Source organism: Neobacillus driksii (assembly GCF_013409995.1).
Classification (GTDB): Bacteria; Bacillota; Bacilli; order Bacillales; family Cytobacillaceae; genus Neobacillus; species Neobacillus driksii.
Genome location: NZ_JACCBX010000018.1, coordinates 64,983 through 91,550 on the forward strand (window position 1 = coordinate 64,983; position 26,568 = coordinate 91,550).

The following is a 26,568-nucleotide window of genomic DNA, read 5'->3' on the forward strand; positions in this document are numbered from 1 at the left end:
GATGTAAAATGAATACTCAGGCCACTAAAAGATCTACGATTACAAAATGGCTATTTGATAATGTTATCTATGTATTTTTGATTCTACTAGTTATTGGGATTGTGATTGCGTCTCCTGACTTTTTGTCGATGACGAACTTAATTAATATCCTAAGCCAGTCATCCTCAAGGATCATTATTGCACTTGGTATAGCAGGGATCTTGATATTAGGCGGGACAGACTTATCAGCCGGACGAATGGTCGGACTTGCGGCGGTAGTCTCAGCGTCGTTACTGCAAGCTGGGGATTATGCGTATAAAATGTATCCGAACTTACCGGAATTACCTTTATTTGTTCCGATTATTATTGCAATGTTGGTAACGGGACTATTTGGGACGTTAAACGGGTTTATTGTATCTAAATTTCATGTACCGCCTTTTATTGCTACTTTAGGTATGATGATTGGTGTCTACGGAATTACGTCTATTTACTTTGACCGTCCTCCATATGGAGCACAGCCAATTGGCGGTTTAAGCGAAAGCTTTACGACATTTGCACAAAAAGGAATTAAATTAGGTCAATATGAATTCCCATTTCTGATTTTATATGCAATTGTATTTTCGATCATTATTTGGGTAATGTGGAATAAAACACAGCTTGGTAAAAATATGTATGCTATTGGCGGCAATCCTGAAGCAGCAAAGGTTTCCGGCGTTAACGTTGCAAAAAATATTATCATCATTTACATGATTGCAGGTTTATTATATGGATTCTCAGGTACATTAGAAGCTGGCCGTGTTGGCAGTGCAACCAATAATACTGGTAATATGTACGAGTTAGACGCGATTGCAGCCTGTGTAGTAGGTGGTGTTTCCTTATCAGGCGGGATTGGAACTGTACCGGGAGTCATCACAGGGGTGCTAATTTTCCAAGTTATAAACTACGGTTTAGCCTTCCTTGGTGTAAGTCCATATATTCAATTTATCGTAAAAGGCGCCATCATCATCGTAGCGGTGGCTTTTGATATGCGGAAGCATGCTAAGAAAAAATAATGACAAACGGGCATTCCCATGTGGGGATGCCTTTCGTTTTTGGGATTAACTGTTAAAATATAGGTAGTATTTAAAAAAAGGTTGTGACTATTAATGTGTTTAATATTGTTTGCCTATCAAGTTCATCCAACATATAAGCTAATCGTTGCTGCTAATCGAGATGAATTTTATCAAAGACCAACAGCTCCTGCACATTTTTGGGAAGACGCTCCGGACATCCTCGCAGGACGGGATTTAGAAAAAATGGGTACGTGGATGGGTGTTACGAGAAGTGGGCAATTTGCTGCTTTAACGAATTATCGGGATCCCAACGAAGTGACAGAGGGAAAACGGTCACGTGGAGAACTTGTATTAGACGCACTAAAGTATAATGGAGATGTTTTAGAGTATATAAAGGGTCTAGCTAGAAATAATGCCTTACATCCGGGGTACAATTTACTGGCTGGCGATGGAGATCAGCTATATTATTATTCGAATGTAGGACAGGAGTTAAAGAAGTTAACGCCGGGGATTTATGGTGTCAGCAATCATTTATTAAATACGGAATGGCCGAAAGTGCAAATGGGCAAAGCGGGGTTAACAGAGATCATAAACAAAAAACAGACGGATTTAGTAGAAGATCTTTTAACTCTGCTTCAAAAAGCAGACCAAGCTCCGGATAAAAACCTTCCTAAAACTGGTGTATCAGTAGAATTAGAGAGAATGCTTTCACCAATGTTTATCAAGAGTGAAAATTATGGGACGAGAAGTTCAACCGTTTTATTACTGTCGGAAAAAGAAATACAGTATGTGGAACGTGTATTTTCCAATAACGAAATAAAGGATCAACAGTATACAATTAAACGGTGATAAAAACTAATCAAACGTTTGATTAGATTGATTGCTAAACTAATTAAACGTTTGATTAACTGTTTGAATGGAATTATTCGGATTTATCGGGGGCCACATCTGGCTCCGCTCTTTTAGTCCCTTTGCTGACATAGGGCTTAGCATTTTTTGCTTTTTTAGCACCAGCCTGCCAACGATTCCAGCCTTTCTTACCTGTTCCTCTGCCTACTCCACTTTTCGCCTTTGCTTTGGGCATATAACCACTCCATCATGATTGAAGACAGGATCCTTTTGAAAAAGGTTATTGAGTCTCGTGCCCAAAAAAACCTAATGCATATTTAATACCTTCTTCAATTGCGTTTGTATCATAACCTTGTAAATCCTCATGAGTAATTTCCAGGGTTGTTCTTGATAATGAATAGCCGCTGTCCAAATTAATATCCAGCAGGACTTCAAATCCATTTGCCGTGTTTTTAATTTCAATAATATCATAATCAAGTATAGGTGCTCCCGTTTGGTACTCTAAAGGTTCTAACTCTGACATTACCACACCTCCATCATTACTTCTAGTCCACATTCGAACATAGGTTATACAAAAAGGGGAAAATATAAACATTCTTTTGCAACTTTCTCATTACATACTATAAAACAAAAAAGTGAAATAAATTGATACTTTGTCTAATGACAGACATATGAGAATAGATATAATTAATATTGACAGAATATTAACACAATAAAAGACTCCGTTATTAAACCTACCAACATAAAAAAGGAGTGAGATATGCATGCAGCGGCAAAAGCTTTTAATTAATGGGGAAAGATTAAAGAATGAGCTTGAACGATTTGCGCGCTTTGGCAGGACTGACAATAATGGGGTAACCCGTCTGGCATTATCAGAGGAGGATCGCTTAGCCAGAGATTTCTTCCGGTCATGCTGTGAGGAGGTAGGCTTAACCGTGAATGTTGATGATATGGGCTGTATGTACGCGACACTAGAAGGTGCTAGGAATTTGCCTCCAATCCTGATTGGTTCCCATCTGGATTCAGTGAAAAAAGGCGGCAGGTTTGACGGTGTGTTAGGCGTTTTAGCTGGTTTAGAAGTTGTACGAACACTGGTAGAAAATAATATCAAACCTCAAATCCCAATCACACTTGTTAATTTTACGAATGAAGAGGGGGCGAGATTTGAGCCTTCGATGATGGCATCAGGCGTGCTTTCAGGTAAATTTGATAAGAAGGTGATGCTGAAAAAGAAAGATCTTGCGGGAATCACTTTTGAGGAAGCACTTAAATCGATTGGGTATGAAGGGGAAGTAGAGAATCGTCTTAAAGAGGGTACTGCTTTCTTAGAATTGCATATTGAACAAGGTCCGATTCTTGAAAAAGAAGCTTTGGCAATTGGCGTGGTCGAATGCGTGGTCGGCATGGCATGCTATGATATTGAAATCACAGGTGAATCCGACCACGCAGGAACTACGCCGATGAGTATGAGAAAAGATGCTCTTTTTGCTGCCAATAACCTCATTAATGAAATTCGCAGAGTATTAGGTCCATTAGATGAAGAATTAGTATTTACGATCGGCAGGGTAAACGTGTACCCGAGTATTCATACCGTGATTCCGAATAAGGTTGTTTTTTCTCTAGAAGCAAGACACAAAAATCCTGAGATAGTAAAGACATTTAAAGAATTCGTTGAAGATCTTCCAAATCGCGGTTTAAATGAAGGCTGTGAGGTAACAACGACTAAATTATGGGAGCGGGATACGGTTTGGTTTGATACTGAAATCGTTAACCAATTAGAAAAATCGGCACAGTCACTGGGATATAGTAATAAAAGAATGGTCAGCGGTGCCGGTCACGACGCACAATTTATTGCCAGCCTTGTACCTTCCGCGATGCTTTTTGTTCCGAGTTTTAATGGGAAAAGCCATTGTGAAGAAGAACTGACCTCGTGGGAAGAGTGTGAAAAAGGGGTAACCGTATTATTGGATACTGTTTTAGCGTTATTATCGAAGTAAGAGCAGAGACACCGGTCATGGGACCTGGTGTCTCTTTAGTACCTCATGAATTCGATTCTTTAATAATTTCAGCGTAAAACTTAATCGCATTAATAAAGTTATCTTTACTAATATGCTCGTTTGTGCCATGCATTCTGTTTAAATCCTGAGAGGTAATTTGCACGGGCAAAAACCGATAGGTATTTTTGGAGATACTGTCATAATGCTTCGCGTCAGAGCCGGCAAACATTAAATAGGGGGCTATAATCGCGTCTTTATAGACATTTCTTGCCGCCTGTTGGATAGATTTAAATTCCCATCCGTTAGTCGAAGAAACCTTAGAAGCTTCACTTCCGGTAACGGTAACGTTAATAGCATCGTCCTCAATCGTATCCTCAATGAAGCTTTTGACATCTTCTAAAGAATCCCCAGGCATTAGACGGTGATTGATAATTGCCGTTGCTTTCTCAGGTAAAGCATTATATTGTTCTCCAGCTTGAAAAATGGTTGGGGCGATGGTGGTTCTAATCAGAGCGGCGGTCGCCGGCTGCTGCAACAGTATTTGCTCAATAATAGGCTCGAAAATGACTTTATTGGCAAAAACATACCGCATCGGAAAACTCATTTCTGGTGCTACGTATTCAAATAAGTCTTCACCAGGACCTCGAAGATCACCTTTAAACTGTGTATCTTCTAGCTTAGCGATCGCGCCCGCAATTCTTCCAATGTTGGTGTGGTTTTTCGGCTGAGAAGAGTGACCTCCGCTTCCTTCAATGGACAATTCCGAGGTAGCAGAGCCTTTTTCAGAGATTCCCACCACGCCTACTGGCTGGTCGACACCCGGAACCATGTTCTCAACAATTGCTCCGCCTTCATCTAATACGAAGTCAAACGTGACTCCTCTAGCTTTTAAGGTATTTACAATCTTAAGGGCACCTTCATCCCCGCCAATTTCTTCGTCAAAACCAAACATTAGATATACATCTCTGGCTGGTTTGAAACCATCATTGATTAAAAATTCTACGGCTTCTAAGATTCCAATTACACCAACCTTGTCATCCAATGTTCCGCGTCCCCATATTTTATCGTTTTCAACAGTGCCGCTGAAAGGAGGCTGTTCCCAATTGTCTTCCGTACCTTCTAACACAGGAACAACATCATAATGACTGGTTAGGCCAATAGGGTTTTTACTAGAATCTGACCCTTGCCATTTATAAATAAGCCCATATTCATTTATTTTTTCTAATTCGAGTTGAGTGTGTATGGATGGATAACTCTCTTCTAAGAAAGAAATAAACTTATCAAATTCAGTAAAATCAAACTTACTTCGCTTCTGATAGGATATTGTTTTATACGTAATCGCTTTCGAAAGGTGCTCAACAGCTTTAACCTCATTAATCATCACTACTGTTGGCTGGGGAGAAGGTTGTCTGGAAGTAACTAACATTGCATTGGAAGCGGTTACGATAATAAAAATTATAAGCAATCCACTAATCATCCCGAAAATAAGTCTTCGTTTTTTCATAATAGGAATCCTCCATTCTCATCTCTATATTTCAATACTATGAAGAGAAATCCCTTTATTTGTTATACTAGATTTTTTTGAAGTGATTTCTATTGAGAATTGAACAACTATTTTAAAAATTCTTTGCAGTTTATCGTGATATTTTGTATATTAATATAGTTATATTATCGAGTTTCACTTAATTATCTCTTTATTCTTCTGAAATGAGGAATTGGAAAATATTATATGAAAGATTGGAGCGTCACATGGAACGAAAATTACCATTAAAAGAAATCATAGCCTTGGGCTTTTTTATGTTTGCCTTATTTTTAGGTGCTGGGAATATTATTTTCCCGCCATTACTTGGCCAGCAGGCTGGTGAATCCCTATTGACAGCTACCATTGGGTTTTTAGCAACGGGTGTTGGCCTGCCTCTTTTGGCTGTCTTTACCATCGCGAGATCAGGCGGGGATTTAAATGACTTATCAAATAGGGTACATCCCGCATTCGCTAAGGTCTTTCCCGTTATTATTTATTTAACGATTGGACCATTATTCGGAATCCCTCGTACCGGAACGGTTACGTATGAGATTGGTGTTGCTCCATTCCTGCCAAATGAAAGCAGCATGGGGTTATTTATTTCAACATTGGTATTTTTCCTTATCACCTATTGGCTTGCACTAAATCCAGCAAAGCTAGTAGATCGTGTTGGAAAAATTCTTACACCGCTACTTTTACTATTAATCGTAGTAATTTCAATCAGAGGATTTGCTTCTCCGATTGGTTCCATTGGTGAGGCAGTAGGAAAATATAGAGACGGAGCGTTTTTTGGCGGGTTTGTCGAAGGGTATTTAACGATGGATGCGATCGCTGCTCTTGTTTTTGGGGTTGTTGTGATTAATCGCGTGCAGGAAATGGGAATAAAATCAGCAGCTGTTATTCGTTCTTATACGATTAAGGCGGGAATCATTGCAGGTATGGGGTTATCGTTTGTCTATATATCCTTATCATTTATTGGTGCCACCTCTGTAGAGGGTGTAGGAATGCAGGAAAATGGCGGGGATATTCTTTCTTCTGTCACATCACTTCTATTCGGACCATTTGGGTCCATCATTCTTGCGTTGGTTATCACCGGAGCCTGTTTGACCACTTCTGTAGGTTTGGTGGCTGCATGTGGTGAGTATCTAAGTCAACGATTTCCTAGACTTTCCTATCCAGTTGTGGTAACCATTCTTTGTTTATTTAGTTTTACCATTTCGAATCTAGGGTTAAGTCAATTAATTTATTTCTCTATACCACTGTTAATTACTATTTATCCGATTGCGATTGTTCTGATTTTATTATCTCTGTTGCACTCGTATCTACCGGTGTCGAGGGCTGTTTATATAGGTGCAACCATTGGTGCGGGAATAATTAGTCTATATGATGGTTTATCAACTGCTGGTATTGAAATAGCATCCATTTCTACAGCATTTTCTTTCATACCGCTTTACACAAATGGATTAGGATGGTTGCTCCCAAGTATCGCGGGCGGTCTGATAGGGTTACTTTTTCAATATACAAAGCTATTTAATTTGGCAGCATCATCAAAATAAGAGACTAGGGCATGCTCCCTAGTCTCTTTAATGTAAGGCACTGTTATGATTCATTGTTGATTTTCGTGTAGGTGTTTGAAACATTAGGCGGAGAATTTCCGGCTATTGTATATAGAGGAACCTTATGAAGCAGTTATAAGCGGAGATATTCCGGTTAACTGCTTTAAATAAGACAAATTCCAAGGATATGGATACAATAAGCGGAAAAACTCCGCTTATTTTTAAGGAAATATGGGTATTTCCCAATTTAAACGGTAATTCTCCGCTTATTTTCCAAACACAGTGAAATCAGCATTCAGTTTTAACAGAGCCTAATGTATGTAAGATAACGAAAAAACGTGCAATCATAAGAAAACTGGATATTATACACGCTTACAATGAATATGTTAACGTTTTTATGGCAAATGTTTCCGTTTTCCATCGCTTTGTAAAAAGTCACACCAATGTACGATAATAAAGATATAAATCATACAAAGGTGGTAATAAAATGAAAAAGGCAATTGAAAACTTTATGGACACTTACGGAAAATACATCGTTGCATCAACATTTGCTCAAAAACAATGGACTAAAGATGAATTAGAATATGTAGTAAGCTTGTTTAGAGACGATTCTCAAAGATAATGTTGAGATTCGTTTTTTTATTTAGTTGTAATTAGGCTACCCTTTTCTTATTAACGCTACGCGATATGGAAAAAGTTGTGCCTCCATGATTCCTTCTTTTACAGCTGGGTCATTTTCCATCAGTTCTCTTGCTTCTTCCTCAGAGTCAACTTCAAGAATAACAATTCCCATCCCAGATGGATCCATATTCAATGTTCTGCCAGCTAAGATAAGTTTACCTTCCTGCAGCAATCCTTGCAGGACCTCGAAATGATTCTGTACAATGGCTTCTTCCTTTTCTGTCCAATTGGCTTCCTCCAATAATGAAGGAATAAGGTTAAGCTTGTATAAAAACTGCAACTTTTCCATGTAACAACCCCCCTATAGTAATGCTTTGCGAATACGATAATGTCCTTTACCAGGCAGATAGCCTAAACCTCTATTAAGCTTTTGCATCGCTTCATTTCCAGCTTCCGTTTCCGTCGTCATCGTATGAGCACCTTCATTTAGCGCCGCTTGAATGGATAGAAGTTTTAGGGCTTTGGCAATTCCACGGCCGCGATAAAGTCGGTCGACCCCTGTGTAATCCGTATACATGACCCCTGTCTCCTCCGTACTGAATAGGGTAGACACTCCAACAAAACGATCACCATCAAGAGCGATAAATACCCACTTTTCTTGCGAATAATCTTCAGGAAGTGCCTCTTTACGCCACTCCGGAAAAGCAGGAAGGTTCCCAAATTGCCCTGGGTTGTCTTTTGATGTGTCTACATATAAATCATATAATTTCTTTTCTGAAACCTCGCCTGAAATATCAGCTAAGGTAACAAAAGTGATACCAGAATTCGGTAATCTATGTACGGAGTCTGCAAAATTGGTTAAGTCTATCTGATTTAAGTTTAACCTTAATTCAAAAATATGTGCATCCAGTAAAAAACCATGCTTCTGTGTAAAAGGAAGGGAGCCTGTAATCCAATCCTTTACTTCAGAAAGTAAGACGGAAGCTTTGTGGCTGGCTGCCCAACTTTCGAGGTGAGCAAGAATCAGTTCCTCAACACCTTGTCTTTGAAAATCCGGATGAACGCAAAAAGAACTGGCAAGTTCACCTGGATCACTCCATGGAGCCCTCCATGAGGCGCCATATCCAACGACCTGCCCATTTGTGTGTTCTGCTAACACTCTTATTCTCCCAAAACCTGTTAGGAGGCCTTGGTCATTTAAGGTGAGTGTGGACTTTTGAGGGATATGGCGATCTTCATCCTCAAGAGATTCAAGTGTTGTAGAACCAGGTTCAATGGAGTTAAACAGCAAAGCTATATGCTTATAATCTTCCGGTAACTGCAGATCTCGAAGCCGTACCTTTATAGATAAATTACTATTAAATACCACTAAGCTCTTCCTCCAAATAAAAGATTAGGAATTATATTATTCTATTTATTGTAATAAAATCCTTCTTTACTTAAGCTTGAGAAGGCCGTTTGCATTGAGGTTTCGAAATACCATCAAAATACCATTTAACGGTAGTGTTGTAAAATAATTCAATAGAGTGTAAAATTACACTAAGTGAAGAATGCAAAAAGTCTTAGGAGTGGTATGTATGGGGAAAAGTATGCTTCCTATGTTTATGTATTTTGGTGTAGTTCCACTTGTCATTTCATTTATGACACTGTTTATTACAACGAACAATTTTTTGATTAATATTATTCTGCCGCTTATCATTGGCGGGTGTATTGCTGGTGGAATTGCCAGTAAGAGACTGCTCAAAACAGAAGACGATAGCAGACTTAGTTTTATTTTCCTCCTTCCGGTCGTTTATACAGCTGTATTATGGGCAATTTTTATGCTGATTAGCGGTGGGTTTCTTGGGGCAGATTCATGGTTAGTTTATGGTATTTTACATATACCTATGGCGCCAATCTTTTTTATAACGATGTTAATGGGCGAGGGAAGATTGTTTCTTTGGGCACCCTTAGCATATGAACTAGCATTTGTGTTTACTATTTTCGTATCTTTCAATATAAAAAAGGACCGCCCTACTTTTTACAAAAAGCAAGTGATGACGCTATTGGCAGTATTCATCCTCGCAATGGGTACGGGGGTCGCAGTTCAGTGGCAGCGAAGTAAGACAGTCCTGCCGTCCTATGGCTTTGAGTATGGCGGCGGCTATTCATCTACCGATTTAACACCTTATGAAGTAACAAACCCAGCTAATATCTTACCTAAACTAGAAGCTCCATCTACTTTTACAATAAAGAATTCTAGTGAAATGCCTAGATTAGACGGTGCAGAAGCAGCATACCCAGTCTATTCTGCTTTTGCTAAAACAGTCTATGAAAACATCAGTAAAGCCGATAACGTAATGGAAATCGTTAGCTTCACAAATACAATTTACGCCTATGAACGGCTCTTGTCTGGTGAAGTGGACATATACTTTGGTGCAGAACCCTCGAAAGAGCAGCAGGAAATGGCAAAAAGGCAGGGAAAGGAACTAGTCATGACACCGATTGGCAAGGAAGCATTTGTCTTTTTTGTTAATCCGGATAATAAGGTAGATAGCTTGGATGTCTCTGAGATTCAGAGAATTTATTCTGGGGAAATAAAGAATTGGTCTGAACTTGGTGGACAGAATGAAAGAATAATAGCCTTCCAACGTCCGAAAAATTCTGGCAGTCAAACGCTTCTCGAAAAGATTATGGGTGACATACCCATTATGGAGCCTTTAAAGGAAGATGTACCAGAAGGAATGGGAGGGATTATCGAACAGGTGGCTGATTATCGGAATTATGATAATTCAATTGGATTTTCATTTCGCTTTTTTGCAACAGGAATGAGAGATCATTCAAATATTAAACTACTTGCAATCACTGGTGTCGAACCAACACCAGTGAATATTGCGAGTGGAAAATACCCTTTTACTGCTAACCTTTATGCGATAACATTAAAGAATAACACCAAGACAACCATTGAACCCTTTCTGGAGTGGATGAAAGGGCCTCAGGGTCAAGAAATTATTGAAAAAATAGGTTATATAAAAAACTAGGAGGAATCGCAGATGGAAAAGGTAAGATGGGGAATTTTAAGTACCGCAAATATTGCTCAAAAATCATTAATCCCTGCATTTGAAAGGGCAAATAATGCTGTGGTAACAGGAATCGCTTCAACCAGTGGAAAAGCTGAAGAGGTAGCAGCACAATTTAATATTGCAAAGTCATATAGCAGTTATGAAGCAATGCTCCAAGACCCAGAGATTGACGCAGTCTATATTCCGCTGCCAAACCATTTACATAAAAAGTGGACACTTGAAGCGGCCGAACATGGCAAGCATATTCTATGCGAAAAGCCTGCGTCTTTAACGGCACAAGAAACGCAAGAAATGGTTGAATTTTGCAAACAAAAGAACGTTAAATTTATGGAAGCATTTATGTACCAATTTCACCCGCAGCATGAACGGGTGAGAGAAATCATCAAAAGTGGCGAAATTGGTGAAGTTAAATACATGAGGGCCAGCTTTTCGTTTTTCCTTGCCCAGCCAGAAGGCAATGTCAGAATGGACTCATCTAAAGGTGGAGGAAGTCTTTATGATGTTGGCTGTTATGCCATCCATGCCATTCGGAATATTATAGAGTCTGAGCCAGTAGAAGTTCATGTTCAAGCGAATATGGATTCTGACTATAAAGTAGACACATCTGCTTTTGGATATATGCAAATGGAAAATGGTGTTCGCGCTCATTTTGATTGCAGCTTTGATATGGTTTTTAGAGCAGAGTATGAAGTGATTGGAACCGAGGGTCAGATAAAGGTTCCAAGAGCATTCCGCCCAGATAACGTAGGGGGAGAAGGACTTATTATTGTCCAAAAAGAAGCTGAAACGAGAGAAGAGAAAATAGTGGTCGATATTTATCGAGCTGAGGTTGAGCATCTCTCGCAAGTGATTTTGGAGGATGGCGAACCATCTTATACAGGTGAAAATGCCATTCAAAATATGCGTGTGGTCGAGGCTTGTTATCAGTCTATAAAAACAGGAAATAGTATTAAATTCGTATAAAAAAAAGCAGCATACTCCCAAAGAATGATTAGGGAGTATGCTGTTTTTTTATTTGTCCTAGTATTAAACGGTTCTAACTCTCTCCTTGGATTAACATACTATAAAAAGAAATAATTTGGAGGTGTTAGTAATGAAGGATTTCACAGCTGATTATTTCACCATGACAGAACAGGACGCAATTGATTATGCAAAAGCAATCAAGCTCTTTCCAAAAGATGCGGGTTTGACTTGTAAAGAAATTGGTGATGGTAACTTAAACTATGTTTTTAAAATAGTAGATATAAAAAACAATCAGTCAATCATTATTAAACAAGCAGGACCGGTGGCACGAATCTCTGATGAATTCAAACTTTCACCGGACCGTAATCGGATTGAAAGTGAAATCCTGGGACTCCAATATAAACTAGCTCCTGGTTTTGTACCAAAGGTATACAACTATGATCCCATTATGAACTGCACGGTAATGGATGATTTATCCGATCATGAGATTATGAGAACAGCGTTAATAAAACATAAAAAATTCCCGCTTTTTGCCGACCATATTTCTACTTTTCTAGTCAATACCTTATTATTAACATCCGATGTTGTGGTAGAACATAAGGAAAAGAAAGAACTGGTTAAGCGATTCATAAACCCGGAGCTTTGTGAAATTACAGAGGATTTAGTTTACACAGAACCTTTTTATGATTGCCCTCGAAATGAAGTGTTTGAGGGATCAAAGGAATTTGTAAGAAAGAACATCTGGAATGATAAAAAATTACTACTAGAAAGTGCGAGGTTAAAATTTGAGTTTATGACAAATGCTCAGTCGTTACTGCATGGTGACCTTCATACGGGATCTATTTTTATAAAAAGAGATTCTACCAAGGTAATTGACCCTGAATTCGCGTTTTATGGGCCTGCCGGCTATGATATTGGGAATGTGATTGCCAATCTTATTTTTGCTTATGCAAATGGTAAGGTTACGATAGAAGAAGAGGAAACCCGGGATGACTATTTGAATTATCTAATCACCACGATTAAAGATGTTGTAAATTTATTTACTGATAAATTCAACAAAACTTGGGATGAGAAAGCGACAGAACGTGTGGCAAGCTATGAAGGATTTAAAGAATATTATTTAGATACTATTTTAAGAGATACTGCAGCTGTGACTGGACTTGAGCTTTTACGAAGAGTTATCGGACTTGCAAAGGTGAAGGATTTAACTACCATTGAGGACCGTGATGCAAGAATCTGTGCTGAAAAAATTTGTTTAACTGCCGGAAAAACATTTATATTAAATTGCGCTTCCATTAAAACTGGAGCAGATTTTATCAATGTGATTCAAACTGCTGAACTGACAACTGTGAAAGGGGCATAAACGTTGTGCAAAATCCGGTTACTGTCATTCAATCTGTAAGATTAGATGATGAGAATGATACATTAGTATTATTAGATCAAACACTTTTACCAAACGAAACAAATTTTCTAGAATTAAAGGAAATGGAAGATATATGGGACGCGATTTATCAATTAAAGGTACGAGGGGCGCCAGCGATCGGGATTGCAGCGGCATATGGTGCCTATTTAGGAACCAAGAAATCTACTGCAGAAACCTATGAAACTCTTTTTGGAGACTTTAAAAAAGTGAAGAATTATTTAGCTACTTCACGACCGACGGCAGTGAACCTGTTTTGGGCATTAAATCGGATGGAAGACCGATTTAAGAAAGAAGCAGGTAAAAGTATAGCAGAAGTGAAGGCTGCACTGAAAGAGGAGTCTGAAAACATTCGAGCGGAGGATGAAAAAATCTGCGAAGAAATTGGAGAGCATGCTCTTTCGCTGTTGGAGCCAGGCTGGGGAATCCTAACCCATTGTAATGCTGGAACGATTGCAACGGCAAAATATGGCACCGCGTTAGCTCCGATTTATTTAGGCCAGGAAAAAGGTTTTAACTTCAAAGTTTATGCAGATGAAACAAGGCCATTACTCCAAGGTGCACGCTTAACGGCGTGGGAGCTGCAGCAGGCTGGAGTAGATGTCACATTAATTTGTGATAATATGGCTTCCATCGTGATGAAGGAAGGTAAAATTCAAGCTGTACTAGTCGGCTGTGACCGTGTTGCGGCAAATGGCGATTCAGCGAATAAAATTGGAACATCTGGTGTTGCGATTCTCGCGCAGCACTACAATATTCCATTTTATGTTTGCGCACCATTATCTACAATTGATTTAGAATGCAAAACAGGCGACGACATTCATATTGAATTGCGCCCATCTGAAGAAATCACAACGAAGTGGTATGAGCAATCCATGGCACCAGAGGGTGTTCAAACATACAATCCTGCCTTTGATGTTACCGACCATTCATTAATCACCGGAATTGTTACGGAAAATGGAATTGCGTATGTACCATATACCGAAAGCCTGCCAAAAATGTTTAAAAAATAAAAATCTTAAAACTGAGTGAATTGATAAATTTTGAAGTGCTTTTCAAATATTTAAAAGCCAAATTGACATTCGGTTTGACATAGTAATGGGTATTTTAACGATCCAAAACCTCGCCGCTATCTTGGCGAGGTTTCTTTTTGATTTCACTATATAAGATAGTATTAAAAACCTATAAAAAAACAGGTAATTTGTCATGAATTGACAGTATTGACAAAATGTGACTATAATTTACTTAATTCTGAAAATTTTTAAAAGTAGAAACTCGATATTTGCTGGGTATTGTAATCAGGAGGTCAAGCATGATTGTATTTAATCAGGTAAATAAGTTTTATGGAGATTTTCAAGTCTTAAAAGATATTAATCTCACAATCAATCAAGGTGAAGTAGTCGTTGTAATAGGCCCATCCGGTTCAGGGAAAAGTACTCTGCTGCGCTGTATCAACCACCTGGAAACAATCTCCGACGGGACGCTCACCGTAAATGGGATATCTGTAGGGGATAAAAAGACAGATATCAATAAGCTAAGGCGCAATATTGGCATGGTTTTTCAGCACTTTTATTTATATCCTCACAAAACCGTGCTTGAAAATATCACTCTAGCTCCTATGAAAGTATTGGGCCAATCCGAAAAAGAAGCTAAGGATACTGCCAGACAATATCTCGAGAAGGTAGGTATTTTAGATAAGGCCGAATCATATCCATCCCAGCTTTCCGGTGGCCAGCAGCAGCGTGTAGCAATAGCCCGGGGACTTGCAATGAAACCAGAAATTATGCTTTTTGATGAACCAACCTCTGCACTCGATCCCGAAATGATCGGGGAGGTTCTAGATGTTATGAAGACTCTGGCAAGGGAAGGCATGACAATGGTCGTAGTAACCCACGAAATGGGCTTTGCCAGAGAGGTTGCCGACCGAATCGTTTTTATGGATGCAGGAAGAATTTTAGAAGAGGCTGTTCCGGCTGAATTTTATGAGAATCCTCGTGAAGAACGGGCGCGCTTATTTCTCAGCCGTATATTAAATCATTAATAGGGGGTAAATGGAATGTTCAAAACAAAAAAATTCGTGAAAATGGCGTTAATCACTGCAATGGCTGCCATATTTCTTGCCGGGTGCGGCGGGGACAAGGCGTCTACTGATAGCAGCAAGGATGTACTAGCCCAAATCAAGGAAGACAAAAAAATTGTATTTGGCGTAAAGCATGACACGCGTTTGTTTGGATTGAAAAATCCATCAACAGGTGAAGTGGAAGGGTTCGATATCGATCTTTCCAAAGCGTTGGCAGAAGAAATGTTTGGCAAGGATGTTAAGCCCGAGTTCGTTGAAGTTACTTCGAAAACAAGGGTAGGTCTCTTAAATAATAGTAAGGTTGATGCGGTTGTCGCTACGATGACAATCACGGAAGAACGCAAAAAAGAAGTTGATTTTACTGATGTTTATTTTGATGCCGGGCAATCATTGCTTGTGAAAAAAGGCAGCAAGGTTCAGAGCATTGATGACTTGAAAAAAGGCACAACGGTGCTTGCTGTTAAAGGCTCGACATCTTCAATCAATATTCGTGAGAAAGCGCCTGAAACAACAGTACTTGAATTTGAAAACTATGCTGAAGCCTTTACAGCACTAAAGGCAGGTAAGGGTGATGCCCTGACAACAGATGATTCCATTCTTTACGGTATGGCAGAAGAAGATCCATCATTTGAATTAGTCGGAGGAACCTTTACAGAAGAACCTTACGGAATTGCTGTTAAAAAAGGGAATAAAGAGCTTGTAGATGAGTTGAATAAAGCCTTAAAAAGCCTGAAGGATTCAGGAAAGTACGATGAGATTAAGGATAAATGGATTAAAAATTAATTATTAATACCAGGTTTCTCATCAGGATGGGCTGTAATCCGTATGCAATCTTTTCGGAGTGAGCTCATCCTGATTATTTAGGAGGAGATCGTTTGCTGGATTTCTCGATACTAACGACTAATATGGATTCATTTTTAGAAGGATTAAAAATAACCATAATTGCCAGTTTAATAGCTTTATTAGGAAGTTTTATTTTGGGAACACTTCTTGCTGTTATGCGAATTTCCCCGTTTAAACCTCTTAACTGGTTGGGGACCGCATATGTTGAATTTATTCGTAATATACCTGTACTAGTTATTGTGTTTTTCGCTTATTTGGCTGGTAACTTTGGCGGGATGACTGCAGGAACAATCGGGTTGACTATCTATACAGCCGCTTTCATCGCTGAAGCCATCCGTGCCGGAATTATGTCCGTACCAAAAGGGCAAATGGAAGCTGCCCGTTCGACAGGATTAACTTACGGCCAGGCAATGAGAATAGTTATACTCCCTCAGGCTATAAAGATCGTTATCCCCCCTCTGGGCAACCAATTTATCAATTTAGTTAAAAATTCATCCTTGTTAGCAGTTGTTGCAGGAGGGGATTTAATGTATCAGGGGGATTTAATATCTGCAAAAACGTACGTAACCTTTGATACCTATGTTTTCGTTGCCTTATTTTATTTAATTTTAACTATACCTTTAAGTCTTGGCGTAGGATATTTAGAAAAACGCTTAGCAAGAAGTAATTAAGGGAGGTGCGCAAGATGGACTTTCTAGCACCGTTCATTGAAGTATATACACCTGAACATTTCAAGTTTTTGCTGGAAGGATTTGGAGTAACCCTTAAGGTTGCTGCGATTTCAATCGTGCTCAGCTTCATTATTGGCGGACTTATAGGGACTCTAAGATACGCGCGGATACCGGTAGTTTCTCCATTACTTGCTGTGATTGTTGAGACAATACGTAACCTTCCTCTGCTGCTAATCATTTTCTTCACCTATTTTGTACTGCCCGAAATCGGGATCGAAATGGAAATAACGACAGCGGCCATCGCAGCATTGACGGTTTTTGAATCAGCCATGCTATCAGAAATTATCCGAAGCGGTTTAAACTCTATTCATAAAGGACAAATTGAAGCAGGACGCGCGTCCGGCTTGAACTACAACCAGACATTACGCTATATTATCCTGCCTCAGGCGCTGAGAAGAATGGTACCTCCGATTGTCAGTCAATTTATTTCACTGCTTAAAGATACATCGTTAGCTGTCGTCATCGCGTTGCCGGATTTATTACATAACGGACAAATTATTTACGCGCAAAAAGGATCGTATGTGATACCTGTTTTTATAATTGTGGCGTTGATGTACTTTATCGTTAATTATGCTTTGTCACTAGTTGCGCGTAGGTTAGAATTAAAGCAGTCTTAAGAATCCGGCTCATTAAATGGGCCGGATTTTTGTTTTTAAAAAGTTCATAGTTTATTCTAAAAAAAGAAATAGGTTACATACAATTTTACTGCCAACACATAAAATAAGATTATTGTTAATGGATGATTAAAGTTGCTGTAAAAAGGAGTTCTATACTTATGCATGATAACAAACAATACTATTCCGATCTCGAAGCAAGAGCAATGATCTGTGAAATCGGCAGAAGAATGTATAACAGAAATTATGTAGCCGCGAATGATGGAAATATCTCGGTGAAAGTGAGTCCCAATGAAATATGGACGACACCAACTGGGGTAAGCAAAGGGTTTATGACTCCTGAAATGATGGTGAAGATGGACCTTTCTGGGAATGTACTATCCGGAAAATTACAGCCTTCATCTGAGGTGAAAATGCACCTGAGGGTTTACAATGAAAATTCTGAAGTCCATGGTGTGGTACATGCTCACCCGCAAGTAGCCACTTCTTTTGCAGTTGCAGGAATAAGTTTGGATCAACCAGTTCTGCCAGAGGCAATTGTCCTGTTAGGGAATGTACCAGTGGCACCGTATGCGTTACCTGGAACACAAGAAGTTCCCGATTCCATTGCACCTTACTGCAAGACACATAATGCTGTTCTTTTGGCGAATCACGGAGCACTTACATGGGGAAGAGATTTAATGGAGGCATATTTCCGAATGGAATCCCTCGAACATTGTGCTTCTATTCTTATGTATTCCAACCATATTTTGAAAAAGTCGAATGAATTAAATAGTTCACAAGTTGCTGACTTAATTAAGATTCGTGAATCGATGGGAGTAAAGGCAGGCGGCGTTCCGATTAGTGAGGCTGAAAGAAAAGGATAGCTGAAGTTCAATAAAGCAGCATAAAACGCAAACTCATTGTTTGAGTCTTATGCTGCTTTTACTTAATTCTCGACCTGTATTTCCTGTAATTTGGTACCTACATTAAGCAACTCAGAGACAAAGGATTCGATATCCCCCACAAGAACTCCGCCATGCCCGGTACACATTACATCTACATTAAAACCATTCATGGCCTTTAGTCCATTTAGAAAGTCATTTAGATCGTCTTTAGCAACCCCTCCATTGCGTAAAAACTCCAGCCATTCATGTCTTAGGTCATTTCCTACGGAGACTAAACCATCTTTTGATAGCGGGTCACCGAAAAAGCAGAGGAAATCACCTGTGAAAAGGACTTTAGAAGGTCTATGGTAGAAAGCAAGCGAGCCAGGAGTGTGGTGACCAACCCAAAGGTATTCAAAGTTATCAACTACACCACGATTTGATAAATCAAAATGGAATTGATCTGGTTCTGGATACTCAATAAGGCTGCGTTCTTGATGATGAATATACTTCTTTGCATTTTTTAAAATAGAGGCTCCTTGGACATGATCCTCATGACCATGTGTGGCTAACACAAATTTAACGTCTTCTGGTGATTTACCCAGCTGTTTTAGAGATTGGACTAAATATTCAGAATGCGCTTCTTTGCTGGAGTCTATTAAAGTAATGCCATCCTCTTGGACAATAAAATAGCAATTATTATAGGAATTCCAACTGGAATCCCAGATGGCTAAAACATATACATTTTCTTTTACTGCTTCAAATAAATACTCCAAATTCCTACCCCATAATAACGATATCTTAGATTATTAAGTATATAAGATTTAGAATAGTAAACAAACATAATCGCAAATTAGGAAAAGAAATGTAATCTCCTTCACTTTATGATTAAGGTGAGGGGGAAAGAAGATGAATTTATTAAAGAAAAAGGATCCATATCAGGTTTATATTTATACGTGTTTCTTATCACAATTGTTTTTTACCTTTATATTTACCGTAAATTTGTTATATCAAGTTGAAATGGTCCAACTTGAACCGTTGCAGTTAGTTTTAGTGGGGACCGTTTTGGAGGCGACTGTTTTCCTTTTTGAAATTCCTACTGGAATCCTGTCCGATTTAAAAAGCAGAAAGCTATCTGTTATTATTGGCTTTTTCTTGATTGGAATAGGTTTTATTATTGAGGGAATGTTTCCGTTTTTCACAGCTGTGATTTTATCTCAAATCATATGGGGGATTGGATATACTTTTACAAGTGGTTCTCATCAAGCTTGGATTGCCGATGAGATTGGGGAAGAACGTGCTTCTTCGGCATTTGTCAAAGGCGCGAAGGCAGGTAATCTCGGAAAAGTCCTTGCCATTCCATTAAGCATTCTGGCAGGGTATTATATACTCAATTTGCCCATCGTTTTAGGAGGAAGTGGGTTGGTAGTGCTATCCATCCTTTTGGTTTTCTTTATGAAAGAAGAGAATTTTAAACCAGCTGAAAAAGTGGAGAGAGTATCGGGCTGGAAGAATATCAAGGAAAATATGAGTGAAATTCTTTATTATTCTAGGGTAAATCATCTAATGAGAATGCTTTTTCTGATTGCGTTGTTTTTTGGTTTTTATAGTGAGGGATTTGACAGATTGTGGATTCCCCACTTTATAGAACAATCAGGATTATCAACCTTATCCGATAGTCAGTTAGTTTTGCTGATGGGCGGGGTTCAATTCATTGTCGTTCTTTTGACATTTGCAGCGCTCCACTTTATTGATAATAGTTCCATCCACCAGCATCTCAACCATATTTATGTGGCTCTTTTTATTGGCAGCATTTTAATTATCGGTTCATTAATTGGTTTTGCTTTTACTACATTCGCTGTTGGTTTATTAGCTTTTTATATCATTATCCAAATTTCAAGAAGCATTATGTATCCGTTGGAGACGGTTTGGCTGAATAAAATCATTCCAGATTCCTCTACACGTGCTACCTTTTTTTCAGTTAAAGGCCAGGTTGACGCAATTGGACAAATTGGCGGCGGACCTGTGATTGGTCTGATTGCTTCAAACTTTACGATAAAAGTAGCGATTATGGGTAGTGCGATTATTTTAATGCCTGTCCTATTTTTATATCAGCATATTATGAAAAAAACTAGAGGGTGAGATTTCATCCTCTTTCCTTTATGGGAATATGAATCTCCATATAGATTTTGTCGTAATCCCAGTGGTGGCAATGTTCATCATAGTATTCAAAGTCAAAAGCCTCTTCATCCACCTCATAGGAAGATTGAGGGAACCAGTCCTCCAAAATATATTTCCATGTTCCTTTTATAGCTGAAGCAAATTTCTCTACTTCAACCAACGGAGTTCTAAACACAGCGTAAGTAACCGCTGGTATTTGTAATGTTGTCAGCCCATTTGGTAGCGAGGTACCTTCTTCGAAATCAACAGCAAATAAATAGATAAACTTATTATCTACTGCTGAAGGACTTAAATTAATACAGTACTCCCCATGCTTTTTAGGAGCTAACGAGTTATATAAAAACCTTTCGATGGAACCATCTGCCAGCCCCTCTTGGTCCCAAATCGCCGGTGCATCTCTTGTATAAGATACTTTTCCCATATTAATTTCGAATGTTTTACCTGCGACAGTGAAGGCCTCCCTCTTTACAATCATTGGCTGCATCACAATTCCGCCTGTGTTCTTTTGATGAATCGTAATCAAATCTAATTTTTGCGGCAATGATTTGGGGCAATGAATTTTATATAGACTAGGAGGGCTTCCAAAGCATTTTTTAAAAGCTTTTGTAAAACCGGCATGGGTTTCAAACCCGTAATCCATCGCAATTTGGATAACCTTTTTTCCATTGACGAGTTCGTGTAATGCATACTGGAGTCTCCTTTTTACGACATAGTCCATTAAGGTATAACCTGTATACTTCTGAAAAACCCGATAAAAATGGTAAGGGGAATATCCTGTCATAGTCGCTAAGCTCTCTGGAGCAATTTCGTCCTTAATATGTTCTTCAATATAATCGATTACTTGTTGCAGCAGCAGTAACTGTTGGATAGCTATCACCTCAAATCTATTAAGCTTTTTTGATAACGGCATCAAAATATAATGTGTTGAAATTCTCCGGTTTCTACTTCATTATAAGGATAGAGACATTTATAGGAAATAAGTATATTGTGATGAAGGAAGTAGATTATGACGGAAGAAAACATAACCCGCATTGATTTAGATGGCAAAGAAATTATTTTAATTGGTACTGCTCATGTTTCCAAACAAAGTGTAGAGCAGGTTAAAGAGGTTATTGACCGAGAACGTCCAGATTCTGTTTGTATTGAATTGGATGACCAACGCTACAGGTCGATCATGGAAGGCAGCAAATGGAGAGAAACGGATATCTTTAAAGTCATAAAAGAAAAAAAGGCAACATTATTAATCATGAATTTAGCGATTTCCTCCTTCCAAAATCGTTTAGCCAAGCAATTTGACACAAAACCAGGTCAGGAAATGATTCAAGGGATTGAATCAGCAAAAGAGATAGGGGCTGAGCTCGTTTTAGCCGACCGTAATATCCAAATTACGTTCTCGCGTATATGGGGTAATGTTGGTGTCTGGGGAAAAGCTCAGCTGCTCACGTCAATTATTTATAGTATTTTTAATAAAGAAACTATTTCAGAAGAAGAACTTGAAAAAATGAAGACTCAAGATACATTGAATGCTTCGCTTGCGGAAATATCTGAAGCTTTTCCTAAATTAAAGAAACCTTTAATTGACGAGCGTGATCAATACCTAGCTCAAAAAATTAAAGAAGCACCTGGAAAAAAGGTTGTTGCAGTTCTTGGAGCAGCGCACGTTCCAGGAATTACAAAAGAAATTCATAATGACCAGGATCTGCAAGCACTCACAAAAACAAAGCCGAAATCTAAAACACCGCAAATTATCGGCTGGGCAATCCCAGTGCTCATTGTTGCTCTCATTGCGTTTACCTTTTTTCTTAACCCTGCCGCTGGTATGGATCAAGCGATTAGCTGGATACTTTGGACTGGGATCACAGCCGCAATTGGTGCTGCTGCAGCCTTGGCTCACCCGCTGGCGATTTTATCTGCCTTTATTGCCGCGCCAATCACCACTTTGCATCCGTTACTTGCAGCAGGATGGGTGTCTGGAATTGTCCAAGCTTATATCAAACGCCCAAGTGTCGCAGACTTTGAAACATTATCAGAAGATGTTTTCTCCATTAAAGGCTTTTGGCGTAATAAATTTACAAGGGTTCTATTAGTCATCATCCTTACCAACATTGGAGGTTCATTTGGAACCTTTATCGGGGGAGCAGACGTGATTCGTACGTTCCTTAATAATTTGTAACGTGTCATGTGTTACCACAGTTCTAGGACTGTGGTATTTTTTTATGGATTAATTAGTTTGGCACGTAAAGTAGGGATTTGGCACGTAAACTTTAAAATCGGCACGTAAAATACAAATTTGGCATGTAAAATTATAAAACGGCACATAAATTAAAAAAAGGTAACTTAAGAGCGATCTAGTGTTGGTACCAAACCAATATCAATGACGTTGGACTGGCATTCCGCCAGCCTTTTTATAGATTTTTATTAGTACCTGCATCAGTTTGGAAGGTAATTCTAGAGATGGCACGTAAACTTTAAAATCGGCACGTAAAATACAAATTTGGCACGTAAAATTATAAAACGGCACATAAATTAAAAAAGGTAATTTAAGAGCGATCTAGTGTTGGTCCCACACCATATCAATGACGTTGGACTGGCATATCGCCAGCCTTTTAATAGATTTTTATTAGTGCCTGCATCAGTTTGGAAGGATTCTAGAGATGGCACGTAAAGTAGGGATTTGGCACGTAAACTTTAAAATCGGCACGTAAAATACAAATTTGGCACGTAATATCATAAACGAAACATAAAACAAAAAAGGTAATGTATAAGAGGTCTAGGATTGGGATCGCTGTAAAATATTGTCGAACGTTTACTAGGTAATCGGTCAGCGGGCTGAAGTAGAATAGAGGTAATAGACTTGTTTAAGGGGTTGAAATAGTTGAACATTTATCTCATCCGTCATGGCGAAGCAGAGCATAATGTCGATAAAACCGTGATGTCGCATACCCATGATTCACAGCATAGTTTAACGGAGCTGGGGCATAAACAAGCTCAGGTAACGGCTGAATTTTTCAAAAATATCGTTAGCCCAAAGACTGTTCTGTACAGTTCACCTTATCTAAGAACGATGCAAACAGCTAAGGCTATTCATTCTCTTTTACCAGAAAGCGTTCCATTTTACGAGAATCCATTATTACGAGAGTGGGAGTTGGGGAATCTTTATGATTTTGCTGACCGTCCCCCTGAAAAGAAGAAGGAGTTCAAAGCGGCGGGGCAATTTTACTTTCGCTTTCAAAATGGAGAATCGCTTGCGGACGTGTACTTGCGTGCGACAATGTTCATGCACACGATCGTAGAACGTGTGAGGAAGCAGCAGCGCTACGAAAATATTGTGATTGTCACTCATGCAGCCTTTATCCACATGCTTTTAACGTTCCTGATGAATTGGCCAATAGAGGATTTAAAAAATTTCAAACCGGTTGAAAACGCCTCGGTTATTAAAATTAATGAACTAGATGGAGATTATCAGTTCGAAAAAATTTTCGTGCCAGTCGTGTAAAACTAAAACGCAAAATACGTTCTCGTTCGATACGAATGAGAGCGTATTTTTTATATTATTCTCCTATTAGAATAATGAAATTATTTTCTATAATAACAAAATGCTTAATTTTTAAGTAAAGAAATGCTTTGAAAACGATTACATGAAAATTTCCAATAATTTAAATTGACTGAAAAGTATAATTATATTATTATTCTAGTAATAACAAATATTTCGTAAGACGAAAATTTAGTAAATCTAACCAGAAAGAAGGGACTTTACATGTCACAGATGTTAGCTTTAGTTATTCTTATGGCTATTTTATTTATTGGAGATTTAGTTGCGGTACGAACAAAGGCATGGGTACCTTCTATTTTCATTTGCGCCGTCTTGTTCCTTGGAGGATATTGGACATTCTTCCCGCAAGACATTGTAGCACTTGCAGGGGTGCCGCCAGTGGTTGCAACAATGATGATGTACTTATTAATTACCAATATGGGAACTTTACTATCCCTTAAAGAATTGAAGAATCAGTGGAAAACGATCATTATTGCACTCTCAGGGATTTTAGGAATTATCGCGATATTATTCGGAATTGGAACATTCCTTTTCGGCTATCAGACAGTGGTTGTTGCCATTCCTCCTTTAGTCGGTGGAGTTGTGTCGGCCCTAATCATGTCTGAAGGTGCGAAGGAAGCAGGACTTGCATCATTATCTGTATTTGCTATCGTGATTTATGTTATGCAGGGGTTTGCGGGATATCCAATCACTTCTATCGTTTTGAAAAAAGAAGGGAAGAGACTTCTACAGCAATATCGCAGCGGACAACTTGCGGAAAAAGCACAAGGGAAGGCTGCAGCTGAAGTAGCAGCTACAGCAGCTGCCAAACCTGAGTTGAAACTTTTTAAGAATATGCCAGAAAAGTATAATACCGATTTCTTTAAGTTTTTGAGGCTTTCATTGGTTGCATACCTAGCTTATCTAACTTCAACTCTATTAGCTCCTGTGGTTACGATCAGCCCGTTTGTACTTTGCTTATTGTTCGGGGTCATTGCCACTAGTGCTGGATTCCTGGAAAAGCAGGTTTTACAAAAAGCAAATGGTTTCGGATTTGCCATCATGGCACTTATGTTGTTTATCTTTGACGGATTAAAACAAGCGACACCAAGCATGATGCTTGAAATTATCTATCCGCTTGTCGGCACAATTGTATTAGGGGTAATCGGGATGTATATCTTCTCATTCATTGCCGGAAAGCTTTTAAAAGTAAGCAAAGATATGGCTTTCGCTGTTTCGCTGACAGCTTTATATGGATTTCCAGCCGATTACATTATCACAAACGAAGTTATTAAATCCTTGACAGAAGATGAAAAGGAAAGAGAAATGCTGACCAGCAATATGCTGCCTCCTATGCTTGTCGGAGGATTCATCACCGTTACAATGGTGTCGGTTATACTAGCAGGTATCTTTGTAGGATTCTTGTAAGAAGGGATTTGGAGTAGATGGAAACAAAAATAGAAACAAATTTAGAAAAAGTTCAGGCTAGAATTGAAAGCCATATTGATACATTGAGTACCTTTACCGCTACACCGGGTAAAGGTACTACCCGGCTTACATATAGTGCTGAGGATTTGCAGGCAAGACAATATATTAAACACAAAATGAAAGAATATGGTTTAACGGTTCAGGAAGATGGATTTGGTAATATTTTTGGGAGACTTGAAGGAACTCTAAAGGATGCTCCGAGTGTCCTTGTTGGTTCCCATTTTGATTCCGTTCCAAATGGCGGCTCCTATGATGGACCTGCGGGAGTTGTGGCAGGACTTGAAGTCGCGGCGCTATTTGCGGAGAATAAATTAACACCAAAATACCCCCTAGAAGTGATTGCTCTTGTTGAAGAAGAAGGGTCAAGATTTGGCGGCGGACTGATGGGTTCACGTGGAATCGTAGGTTTATTAGATGAGGAAGGTTTTAATCGTTTAAAAGATAAAGATGGTATTTATGCAGTCGATGCCATGAAGGAAATAGGACTCGATCCTTCGCTTCCGAAAAAAAGAGATCCGAAAACCATGAAGGCATACCTGGAATTGCATATTGAACAAGGACCGATCCTTGAAGAAAAAGCTATCCCTATTGGAGTCGTTGAGGCCATTGTTGGGTTGACTCAATTAGAAGTAACCGTAAAGGGGCAGGCCGGACATGCCGGTACGACTCCGATGGATCGTAGAGCTGACGCGTTAGTCACGGCAGCTAAGATGATTGCGGAATTCCCAGACCTTGCCGAATCAGAAGGCGAAGGAACGGTTGTTACTACTGGAAGATTAAATGTATTTCCAAATGGAGCAAATGTCATTCCTGATAAGACGGTATTTACAGTGGACATCCGTTCAGGCAAGGAAGAAAATGTTTTGAATGTGATCGAAAAAGTGAAGGACTTGGCGGTTTTTTATAGCAAGCAAGGTATTGAGGTTAGTGTTGAGCAGCTATTATATATACAACCAAAAGAGATGAACAAGGATATTGTTTCATTGCTAAAGAGAAAGAGCGGTGAACTTGATATTCCCAAGTGTTCGATTAACAGCGGTGCAGGTCATGACGCAATGGTCTTCTCAGATTTTACGAATGTAGGAATGTTATTTATTCCGAGTAAAGACGGGTTAAGTCATTGTCCGGAAGAATGGTCCGACTCTAGGCACATCGCAAATGCTGTTCAGGTTCTTTATGAAGCAGCAAAAAAGTTAACGGAGGCTGAATAAT

26 protein-coding genes are annotated in these 26,568 nt (G+C 39.0%); 19 read left to right on the plus strand and 7 right to left on the minus strand.

Annotated features, from left to right (window positions below):
- The first annotated feature begins 8 nt into the window (after positions 1–8).
- The gene (gene mglC, locus F4694_RS28445) at positions 9–1,031 is read left to right on the plus strand and encodes a galactose/methyl galactoside ABC transporter permease MglC (protein ID WP_179603295.1); all 1,023 of its coding nucleotides are present in this window, start codon (positions 9–11) and stop codon (positions 1,029–1,031) included.
- Positions 1,032–1,124: 93 nt separating this feature from the next.
- A complete protein-coding gene (locus F4694_RS28450) occupies positions 1,125–1,880 on the plus strand; it encodes an NRDE family protein (RefSeq protein WP_179603296.1) in 756 nt (251 codons plus the stop codon).
- Positions 1,881–1,953: 73 nt separating this feature from the next.
- Here the strand turns inward: F4694_RS28450 and F4694_RS28455 are convergent, their stop codons facing one another.
- Both F4694_RS28455 and F4694_RS28460 read right to left on the minus strand, forming a co-directional pair.
- On the minus strand, positions 1,954–2,115 hold the full coding sequence (locus F4694_RS28455) for a DUF3934 domain-containing protein (protein ID WP_179603297.1): 162 nt from the start codon (positions 2,113–2,115) through the stop codon (positions 1,954–1,956).
- Between the two features lie 45 nt (positions 2,116–2,160).
- Positions 2,161–2,403: a hypothetical protein gene (locus F4694_RS28460; protein ID WP_179603298.1), complete on the minus strand. Its 243-nt coding sequence runs from the start codon at positions 2,401–2,403 to the stop codon at positions 2,161–2,163.
- Positions 2,404–2,644: 241 nt separating this feature from the next.
- Between F4694_RS28460 and F4694_RS28465 the strand changes: the two genes are divergently transcribed.
- Positions 2,645–3,877, plus strand: coding sequence for a Zn-dependent hydrolase (locus F4694_RS28465; RefSeq protein ID WP_179603299.1), 1,233 nt, complete (start codon positions 2,645–2,647; stop codon positions 3,875–3,877).
- 43 nt (positions 3,878–3,920) lie between these two features.
- On the opposite strand, the gene F4694_RS28470 is transcribed toward F4694_RS28465, so the two are convergent.
- Entirely contained in the window at positions 3,921–5,381 is a 1,461-nt protein-coding gene (locus F4694_RS28470; RefSeq protein ID WP_179603300.1) for a M20 family peptidase, read from the minus strand.
- 245 nt (positions 5,382–5,626) lie between these two features.
- On the opposite strand from F4694_RS28470, the gene brnQ reads away from it, so the two are divergent.
- Positions 5,627–6,955, plus strand: a complete 1,329-nt coding sequence (gene brnQ, locus F4694_RS28475) for a branched-chain amino acid transport system II carrier protein (protein WP_179603301.1) — start codon at positions 5,627–5,629, stop codon at positions 6,953–6,955.
- A 487-nt stretch (positions 6,956–7,442) separates the two neighbouring features.
- The gene (locus F4694_RS32530; protein WP_257029458.1) at positions 7,443–7,577 is read left to right on the plus strand and encodes a hypothetical protein; all 135 of its coding nucleotides are present in this window, start codon (positions 7,443–7,445) and stop codon (positions 7,575–7,577) included.
- 36 nt (positions 7,578–7,613) lie between these two features.
- Here F4694_RS32530 and F4694_RS28480 read toward each other — a convergent pair whose 3' ends face one another.
- Positions 7,614–7,925, minus strand: coding sequence for a YciI family protein (locus tag F4694_RS28480; protein WP_179603302.1), 312 nt, complete (start codon positions 7,923–7,925; stop codon positions 7,614–7,616).
- Between the two features lie 12 nt (positions 7,926–7,937).
- Positions 7,938–8,945 carry a GNAT family N-acetyltransferase gene (locus F4694_RS28485; protein ID WP_179603303.1) on the minus strand — a complete coding sequence of 336 codons (1,008 nt, stop codon included), beginning with the start codon at positions 8,943–8,945 and terminating at the stop codon, positions 7,938–7,940.
- 208 nt (positions 8,946–9,153) lie between these two features.
- Here F4694_RS28485 and F4694_RS28490 point away from each other — a divergent pair, with 208 nt between their 5' ends.
- From F4694_RS28490 to F4694_RS28530, 9 genes are all read left to right on the plus strand, one after another.
- Positions 9,154–10,596 (plus strand): PstS family phosphate ABC transporter substrate-binding protein, encoded by a 1,443-nt coding sequence (locus tag F4694_RS28490; RefSeq protein WP_179603304.1) that lies wholly within the window; start codon positions 9,154–9,156, stop codon positions 10,594–10,596.
- Between the two features lie 12 nt (positions 10,597–10,608).
- Positions 10,609–11,601 carry a Gfo/Idh/MocA family protein gene (locus F4694_RS28495; RefSeq protein WP_179603305.1) on the plus strand — a complete coding sequence of 331 codons (993 nt, stop codon included), beginning with the start codon at positions 10,609–10,611 and terminating at the stop codon, positions 11,599–11,601.
- Between the two features lie 130 nt (positions 11,602–11,731).
- The gene (mtnK, locus tag F4694_RS28500; protein WP_179603306.1) at positions 11,732–12,964 is read left to right on the plus strand and encodes an S-methyl-5-thioribose kinase; all 1,233 of its coding nucleotides are present in this window, start codon (positions 11,732–11,734) and stop codon (positions 12,962–12,964) included.
- A gap of 5 nt (positions 12,965–12,969) precedes the next feature.
- Positions 12,970–14,034, plus strand: a complete 1,065-nt coding sequence (mtnA, locus tag F4694_RS28505) for an S-methyl-5-thioribose-1-phosphate isomerase (RefSeq protein ID WP_179603307.1) — start codon at positions 12,970–12,972, stop codon at positions 14,032–14,034.
- 299 nt (positions 14,035–14,333) lie between these two features.
- Positions 14,334–15,062: an amino acid ABC transporter ATP-binding protein gene (locus F4694_RS28510; protein WP_179603308.1), complete on the plus strand. Its 729-nt coding sequence runs from the start codon at positions 14,334–14,336 to the stop codon at positions 15,060–15,062.
- A 15-nt stretch (positions 15,063–15,077) separates the two neighbouring features.
- Positions 15,078–15,884, plus strand: a complete 807-nt coding sequence (locus F4694_RS28515) for a transporter substrate-binding domain-containing protein (protein WP_179603309.1) — start codon at positions 15,078–15,080, stop codon at positions 15,882–15,884.
- Positions 15,885–15,976: 92 nt separating this feature from the next.
- Positions 15,977–16,615, plus strand: coding sequence for an amino acid ABC transporter permease (locus F4694_RS28520; RefSeq protein WP_179603310.1), 639 nt, complete (start codon positions 15,977–15,979; stop codon positions 16,613–16,615).
- A 14-nt stretch (positions 16,616–16,629) separates the two neighbouring features.
- Positions 16,630–17,292 (plus strand): amino acid ABC transporter permease, encoded by a 663-nt coding sequence (locus tag F4694_RS28525; protein ID WP_179603311.1) that lies wholly within the window; start codon positions 16,630–16,632, stop codon positions 17,290–17,292.
- A gap of 158 nt (positions 17,293–17,450) precedes the next feature.
- Positions 17,451–18,155: a class II aldolase/adducin family protein gene (locus F4694_RS28530; RefSeq protein WP_179603312.1), complete on the plus strand. Its 705-nt coding sequence runs from the start codon at positions 17,451–17,453 to the stop codon at positions 18,153–18,155.
- Positions 18,156–18,217: 62 nt separating this feature from the next.
- On the opposite strand, the gene F4694_RS28535 is transcribed toward F4694_RS28530, so the two are convergent.
- Positions 18,218–18,931 carry an MBL fold metallo-hydrolase gene (locus F4694_RS28535; protein ID WP_179603313.1) on the minus strand — a complete coding sequence of 238 codons (714 nt, stop codon included), beginning with the start codon at positions 18,929–18,931 and terminating at the stop codon, positions 18,218–18,220.
- 133 nt (positions 18,932–19,064) lie between these two features.
- Between F4694_RS28535 and F4694_RS28540 the strand changes: the two genes are divergently transcribed.
- A complete protein-coding gene (locus F4694_RS28540; protein WP_179603314.1) occupies positions 19,065–20,297 on the plus strand; it encodes an MFS transporter in 1,233 nt (410 codons plus the stop codon).
- 4 nt (positions 20,298–20,301) lie between these two features.
- Here the strand turns inward: F4694_RS28540 and F4694_RS28545 are convergent, their stop codons facing one another.
- Positions 20,302–21,246: an AraC family transcriptional regulator gene (locus F4694_RS28545; protein WP_257029461.1), complete on the minus strand. Its 945-nt coding sequence runs from the start codon at positions 21,244–21,246 to the stop codon at positions 20,302–20,304.
- Between the two features lie 96 nt (positions 21,247–21,342).
- Between F4694_RS28545 and F4694_RS28550 the strand changes: the two genes are divergently transcribed.
- The 4 genes from F4694_RS28550 (at position 21,343) to F4694_RS28565 (ending at position 26,567) form a co-directional block, all read left to right on the plus strand.
- Positions 21,343–22,509 carry a TraB/GumN family protein gene (locus tag F4694_RS28550; protein WP_179603315.1) on the plus strand — a complete coding sequence of 389 codons (1,167 nt, stop codon included), beginning with the start codon at positions 21,343–21,345 and terminating at the stop codon, positions 22,507–22,509.
- 702 nt (positions 22,510–23,211) lie between these two features.
- Positions 23,212–23,832, plus strand: a complete 621-nt coding sequence (locus F4694_RS28555; RefSeq protein ID WP_179603316.1) for a histidine phosphatase family protein — start codon at positions 23,212–23,214, stop codon at positions 23,830–23,832.
- A gap of 261 nt (positions 23,833–24,093) precedes the next feature.
- Positions 24,094–25,296, plus strand: a complete 1,203-nt coding sequence (locus F4694_RS28560) for a hypothetical protein (protein ID WP_179603317.1) — start codon at positions 24,094–24,096, stop codon at positions 25,294–25,296.
- A gap of 17 nt (positions 25,297–25,313) precedes the next feature.
- Positions 25,314–26,567: a Zn-dependent hydrolase gene (locus tag F4694_RS28565; protein ID WP_179603318.1), complete on the plus strand. Its 1,254-nt coding sequence runs from the start codon at positions 25,314–25,316 to the stop codon at positions 26,565–26,567.
- Position 26,568: the final 1 nt, after the last annotated feature.

Excerpts from the sequence above, each read along its gene's own strand:
- F4694_RS28495 (WP_179603305.1), top strand. The coding sequence starts at position 10,609 with ATGGAAAAGGTAAGATGGGGAATTTTAAGTACCGCAAATATTGCTCAA.
- mglC (WP_179603295.1), top strand. The coding sequence starts at position 9 with ATGAATACTCAGGCCACTAAAAGATCTACGATTACAAAATGGCTATTT.
- F4694_RS28560 (WP_179603317.1), top strand. The coding sequence starts at position 24,094 with ATGTCACAGATGTTAGCTTTAGTTATTCTTATGGCTATTTTATTTATT.
- F4694_RS28530 (WP_179603312.1), top strand. The coding sequence starts at position 17,451 with ATGCATGATAACAAACAATACTATTCCGATCTCGAAGCAAGAGCAATG.
- F4694_RS28455 (WP_179603297.1), bottom strand. The coding sequence starts at position 2,115 with ATGCCCAAAGCAAAGGCGAAAAGTGGAGTAGGCAGAGGAACAGGTAAG.
- F4694_RS28470 (WP_179603300.1), bottom strand. The coding sequence starts at position 5,381 with ATGAAAAAACGAAGACTTATTTTCGGGATGATTAGTGGATTGCTTATA.
- F4694_RS32530 (WP_257029458.1), top strand. The coding sequence starts at position 7,443 with ATGAAAAAGGCAATTGAAAACTTTATGGACACTTACGGAAAATACATC.
- F4694_RS28525 (WP_179603311.1), top strand. The coding sequence starts at position 16,630 with ATGGACTTTCTAGCACCGTTCATTGAAGTATATACACCTGAACATTTC.
- F4694_RS28460 (WP_179603298.1), bottom strand. The coding sequence starts at position 2,403 with ATGTCAGAGTTAGAACCTTTAGAGTACCAAACGGGAGCACCTATACTT.
- F4694_RS28565 (WP_179603318.1), top strand. The coding sequence starts at position 25,314 with ATGGAAACAAAAATAGAAACAAATTTAGAAAAAGTTCAGGCTAGAATT.
- F4694_RS28480 (WP_179603302.1), bottom strand. The coding sequence starts at position 7,925 with ATGGAAAAGTTGCAGTTTTTATACAAGCTTAACCTTATTCCTTCATTA.
- F4694_RS28550 (WP_179603315.1), top strand. The coding sequence starts at position 21,343 with ATGACGGAAGAAAACATAACCCGCATTGATTTAGATGGCAAAGAAATT.
- F4694_RS28515 (WP_179603309.1), top strand. The coding sequence starts at position 15,078 with ATGTTCAAAACAAAAAAATTCGTGAAAATGGCGTTAATCACTGCAATG.
- F4694_RS28545 (WP_257029461.1), bottom strand. The coding sequence starts at position 21,246 with ATGCCGTTATCAAAAAAGCTTAATAGATTTGAGGTGATAGCTATCCAA.
- mtnK (WP_179603306.1), top strand. The coding sequence starts at position 11,732 with ATGAAGGATTTCACAGCTGATTATTTCACCATGACAGAACAGGACGCA.
- brnQ (WP_179603301.1), top strand. The coding sequence starts at position 5,627 with ATGGAACGAAAATTACCATTAAAAGAAATCATAGCCTTGGGCTTTTTT.
- F4694_RS28510 (WP_179603308.1), top strand. The coding sequence starts at position 14,334 with ATGATTGTATTTAATCAGGTAAATAAGTTTTATGGAGATTTTCAAGTC.
- F4694_RS28490 (WP_179603304.1), top strand. The coding sequence starts at position 9,154 with ATGGGGAAAAGTATGCTTCCTATGTTTATGTATTTTGGTGTAGTTCCA.
- F4694_RS28540 (WP_179603314.1), top strand. The coding sequence starts at position 19,065 with ATGAATTTATTAAAGAAAAAGGATCCATATCAGGTTTATATTTATACG.
- F4694_RS28450 (WP_179603296.1), top strand. The coding sequence starts at position 1,125 with ATGTGTTTAATATTGTTTGCCTATCAAGTTCATCCAACATATAAGCTA.
- F4694_RS28465 (WP_179603299.1), top strand. The coding sequence starts at position 2,645 with ATGCAGCGGCAAAAGCTTTTAATTAATGGGGAAAGATTAAAGAATGAG.